Origin of the sequence: Corynebacterium sp. HMSC034B08, assembly GCF_001835805.1 — a bacterium.
GTDB lineage: Bacteria > Actinomycetota > Actinomycetes > Mycobacteriales > Mycobacteriaceae > Corynebacterium > Corynebacterium coyleae.
In genome coordinates this window covers 1-4,573 of record NZ_KV825972.1, presented here as the reverse complement: position 1 = coordinate 4,573, position 4,573 = coordinate 1, and the positions used below count along the sequence as shown (strand labels likewise).

5 protein-coding genes are annotated in these 4,573 nt (G+C 61.1%); 3 read left to right on the top strand and 2 right to left on the bottom strand.

What is annotated here, in order from left to right; genetic code table 11:
- Positions 1–314 precede the first annotated feature (314 nt).
- On the bottom strand, positions 315–1,760 hold the full coding sequence (locus HMPREF2656_RS10445; RefSeq protein WP_070568438.1) for an NYN domain-containing protein: 1,446 nt from the start codon (positions 1,758–1,760) through the stop codon (positions 315–317).
- A 172-nt stretch (positions 1,761–1,932) separates the two neighbouring features.
- Here HMPREF2656_RS10445 and HMPREF2656_RS10440 point away from each other — a divergent pair, with 172 nt between their 5' ends.
- The 3 genes from HMPREF2656_RS10440 to HMPREF2656_RS10430 are packed head-to-tail and all read left to right on the top strand — an operon-like array spanning position 1,933 to position 4,060.
- Entirely contained in the window at positions 1,933–2,307 is a 375-nt protein-coding gene (locus HMPREF2656_RS10440) for a GntR family transcriptional regulator (protein ID WP_070422035.1), read from the top strand.
- A complete protein-coding gene (locus tag HMPREF2656_RS10435) occupies positions 2,304–3,062 on the top strand; it encodes an ATP-binding cassette domain-containing protein (protein WP_070816693.1) in 759 nt (252 codons plus the stop codon). Before HMPREF2656_RS10440 ends, HMPREF2656_RS10435 begins: the two co-directional genes overlap by 4 nt.
- The gene (locus HMPREF2656_RS10430; protein ID WP_070816691.1) at positions 3,062–4,060 is read left to right on the top strand and encodes a hypothetical protein; all 999 of its coding nucleotides are present in this window, start codon (positions 3,062–3,064) and stop codon (positions 4,058–4,060) included. Before HMPREF2656_RS10435 ends, HMPREF2656_RS10430 begins: the two co-directional genes overlap by 1 nt.
- Before the next feature lie 150 nt (positions 4,061–4,210).
- Here the strand turns inward: HMPREF2656_RS10430 and HMPREF2656_RS13145 are convergent.
- Positions 4,211–4,573, bottom strand: a 363-nt coding sequence (locus tag HMPREF2656_RS13145) for a hypothetical protein (RefSeq protein WP_168167563.1), incomplete at its 5' end; no start/stop codon positions are given.

Here is a 4,573-nt window from a genome sequence, read left to right as displayed (position 1 = left end):
ATCGCGCCTGGTCAGAAATCGCCCCTGACAGATTTCTCAAAATCTGTCAGGGGCGGCTGCGCAGCCGCAAAAAAGTTCCCAGGTTCACGCTGAATCCGGGAACTATTTTGTCCGACCACGAGTGTCTAGAACTGCCGACCTGGGGAAATGTCGCGGCAAAGGTGCCGGAAACCGAAGAAAGTTCCCGCGCGGGGAACTATTTCGAGAAAGGGGGGCAGACGGGGAGGCGCCGGAAGCAGAAGAGAAGCGCAGGGCAACCAACGCAAAAACGGGGCCGCAAGGTGGTTGGCGGCCCCGGTGTCGTCGTAAAGCGACTAGTTGCGACGGATGTTGATCAGGACACCGCGGATGCCGGAGTGGAACCCGTCGCGAAGATTGACGCGCTGGGTTTCGCTCAGCGTGTACTCGTGGAGGGTTTCGCAGGCGAACTGCAGCAGTGGCCTGTCGATCTCCGGTGGCAGACCGCCACCCGACAGCAGATGTGCGCTGTCGCGCTGCTCCATGGTGGCGGCGTTTTCAAACCACCATGACGCGTACTGTTGTCCCACGTCGTAGGGGGTTTGGAAGCCGGCGGACGTCCACACCTCCTCCGGGAGCGGGACGTAGCGGGAGCGAAGCTTGCGGCGCGGCGCCATCATCGACGGCTTCGGTGCCGGCTTCGGGCCCTGCTGCGGCGCGGAATCCTCCGCCTTGGTTGAGTCGGCGGACGAGTCGGTATCCGAAGGGCTTGTCTTCGCGGCCGGCGTCGGCGCCGGAGTGGCAGCCGGGCGTTGTTCGCTGGAGACCTGCTTGTTGCCGGGTTTGTTGGACTCGTTGTTGGCCTCGACCTGTGCCTCGGAAGGCTCGTCGAGTTCCGGCTCGTCGGGTTCGTGCGTGCGCTGCTGGGCAACCGGAGCACCGACAATGTCGGAAGGCTTCGGCGCTGCAGGTGCAGCAGACGAGGCGGGTGCAGCAGGCTTGGCTTCGGTGGCCTCGGCCTCAGAGGTCTTGGAGCCCTCCGCCGAACCCTGCGACGCATCAGCACCGGCATCAGCACCGGCACCCGAACCATCGCCAGCACCCGTCTTCTCTTCCTGTTTCTCTGCTTCGGCGTTGGCGCATTCGGCGCTGAGCGGCTCGGGGCCAAGGCCTGGGACGGAGGTCGGGCCGTCGGCTTCGTCGAGGGGTGCGGCGTCGTTAAGCGGGCGCTCTCGGATGGTCGGCGGCAGGGGGCCTTCGAGGACTTGCAGGCGCATGGCGTTGGAGAAGTCCTCGCGCGGGTCGAGAATGGTGGTGCTGTCGCATGCGTGGCGCAGTGCGGAGGACATGGAGTCCCACCCGAATCCGTAGAGGTGTACGCGGGTGCCGGTGCGGGTGACTTCTTCGACGCCGGGGATCATGTCTGCGTCGCCGGAGACGAGGACGAAGTCGGTGAATTTTTCGCTCAGGCCGTTGACCACGAGGTCGGCGACGAGGCGGGTGTCAACGCCTTTTTGGGTGCGTCGTTCGCCCCATTCGATGAGTTGGCCGGTGCGGAGTTGCACGCCGTCGCAGGTGCGCAGTGCGCGTTGGTAGCGGTGTGGCCCGGAGTCGGGGATGCCGTCGTACCAGAGTTGCCTATGGATGGGTTGATGGAGTTGGTCGGTGATCATGTTCCCGAGGGCGTTGACTACCTCGGGGAGATCGATTTCTAGCTGGGCTCTTGCGCCGATTTCCCACGAGTTGTAAAAGCTCGCGAGCAGGTAAGACGTGTCGACGAACACCAGTGTGCGTTCAAGCATGGCTCCTAAATTCCGATTCTTTTCGTTGCTAAGTTGATTTTCACGGCCCATCTTGCCTGATTTTGCGCGGGTTCTCCATGTTCTTTTTGTGTTTTTTGGTTGCACTCCACCTGAACCCGTGTTAGTTAGTTGGTTACTCGAGTAACTAACCAATGAGGCGAATGGAGGCGTCGTGAATACTGATGCGGAGCCGTTATTCGTGCAGATCGCCAGTTTTGTGGAGGACCTCATCGTCGACGGTTCCCTGAAACCCGGCGATCAGGCCCCATCGACGAATCAGTTGGCGCAGTTCCACGAAATCAACCCCGCTACAGCGCGCAAGGGGCTGACGCTGCTTGTGAGCGACAACGTGTTGGAAAAGCGCCGCGGCCTCGGCATGTTCGTCACCGACGGCGCCCGCGAGCGCATCCTGGCCACTCGCCGCGAGGCGTTTGCGGGCCAGTACATCGCACCGCTTATCGACGAAGCCGTCCACCTCGGCTACTCCCGCGCCGACCTCCACGACCTCATCGACCGCGTCGCAGAAAGTAGAGGACTGTACCGATGACAATCCACACCGCTGGCCTCACGCATCGCTTCGGCAGCACGCACGTGCTCAACGGCGTCGACCTGGACCTCGGCCCCGGTATCCACGGCTTGCTCGGCCGCAACGGCGTGGGCAAATCCACCCTGCTGCGCATCCTTGCCGGCCAGCTGAAACCCACGGACGGCACCGTTGAGGTCTTCGGGCAGCGCCCCTTCGACAACGCCCGGGTGATGGACAACACGTGCCTGACCGGCGTCGATACCGCGTACCCCGGCTGGTGGTCCGCCGCCGACGTGATCAAGGGCGCGCGCCTGCGCTTCCGCACGTGGAACCAAACCGTCGCAGATCAACTCATCGCCGACTTCGCTCTCGACCCCGCCCTGGGCACCCGTTACGAGAAACTCTCTCGCGGGCAGCGCGCCATGGTGTCCATTGTCATCGGGTTAGCCTCCAACACCGAGCTTTTGCTTCTCGACGAGCCCTACGTCGGCCTCGACACCCACAACACCCAGGTTTTCTACCGCCACCTGTTGGCGCAGGCGGACTCGAAGCGCACGATCGTCATGGCCACACACCACATCGATGACGCCGCGAAAGTGCTGGACAGTGCGGTGATTCTGGGGCGTGATGGGGTCGTCGCAAAGCAATGTGTTCCGGAGGATGCGGATGCGTTCGCTGTTGCTGGCCCCAAGCTTGTTCCTCTCGACGACGCTCCGCGCCATGCCCGCGCCGCCAAGTTCGACGACCTCATCGAGCACGTGTTGGAGGTGTCGTAATGAACACCACGCTTCTCGGATTCTTTCGCCACCAGTTTGTCGCCTCGCCGCTGAAGCGGCTGCTGTGGATGGTGCCGTTGATCGCCGTCATGGCGTTTGGACCGTTTGTTGTGGATAGTGCGCTTTCTGCCGCATTCCTCCCCAGCATGGTCACGGTGCTTGTACTTGTCGCGTTGCAGCAGGAGGAGACTGCCTATACCGCGTTCGGTGTGCCGCGCTCGCGCGCTGTGAAACTTGCGGCCTTTGGGGTGGTGCCGGCGGTGTTGTGCGGGGTTGGCGTGGCGCTGGCGGCGCGGCCCGACTGGGTTGGGCTGCTCGGCGCGCTCTTTGCGGTGGTCGCTGGCCTGCTGATAGGCACGCGCTACGTCGAGGCGACCAACGACGAGGATCGGCGCGCGGTGCGTGGCCGAATCGGCCGGGGAGGGTTCATCTTCGAGGTGATTTTCAAGCCACAACTGTTGTGGGCAGCAGGTATCGCGGTTGCGCATAGCCTTTTGCTCTACCTTGCCGGAGTGGTGAGCAGCGAGCCTCTCGCCCAGTTCCTCGTGAGCCTGCCAATCCTCGTCTGGGCCATGGTCTATTGCGGCAACGGCACAGGCATCCTCGGCGCAACGGCAATGACGAGTTTCGGCGTTCCCCGGCGCCGCTGGCTGGTCCTGTATTGGGGTGCCGCCCTGGCATCGGTTGCGCTCTATATGGCGGTGTTGCTGCTGGTCGCGCCAATCGGTCTGAGGGCGATTCTTGCTCTGGGGGCAGCGGGCCTCGCCAGTGCTGTGCTCGGCGCACCGCTGAAGGTGTGGCGCACAGACGTTGGTCTCATCCCTGCGATGTTCCTGTTCTTCGCGGTCAAAGACACATTGCTTATCGACGATCCCCACCCCGCCCAAGTCGCATACGCGCTGGCCATCGCGGGTTTGATGTTCTTGATCGGCCTGGTTTTGCAGGCGTTGTTCGTTTTTGGCGTGATTAACCCAAAACAAGGATTTAAAGACGCTTAGAAAACACGCTCTACGCTGGCGATTTGTGTTGTTGTTTGGGTGTGTGTAACTTAATCCCAGTCAGCGAGACCGACAACGCCCCGCTGGAGAGCGATCAAGGTTCTCTGGTTTGTGTGGCGGGCAGGAAAACAATCGCGGACCAATATCATTTCAAGTCACTTGAAACGTATCCATTGTTGTGTGGGTGTGTTTGGGTGTGCTGGTGTTGTTTGAGAACTCGATAGTGTGCCAATGCATTTTTTGTTGTTGTGTGCTTGGTGTTGTGTGCCATGGTGTGCATGCCTTGTGTGGTGTGTGCCGGTGGTGGTTGGGTGAACCATTGATTGCCTGATCATCTGTGTGGTGTGCTTCATTTGTGAGTGCATGATGCATGTTGCCAACCCTTGTTTTTGCCCCGTCAGGGTGGGGGTTGGTTGGAAGTTTTTTGGCTTCCGGTAATTTTTGGATTTTTTGTGCCAGTCCAGCATTTGCCTTTTGGTTGGTGTTGGTTGGTTTGTTTTTGGTTGGGTATTG

Bases quoted from the DNA above. Each gene is read 5' to 3' on its own strand.
- HMPREF2656_RS10435 (WP_070816693.1), top strand. From the start codon at position 2,304: ATGACAATCCACACCGCTGGCCTCACGCATCGCTTCGGCAGCACGCAC.
- HMPREF2656_RS10445 (WP_070568438.1), bottom strand. From the start codon at position 1,760: ATGCTTGAACGCACACTGGTGTTCGTCGACACGTCTTACCTGCTCGCG.
- HMPREF2656_RS10430 (WP_070816691.1), top strand. From the start codon at position 3,062: ATGAACACCACGCTTCTCGGATTCTTTCGCCACCAGTTTGTCGCCTCG.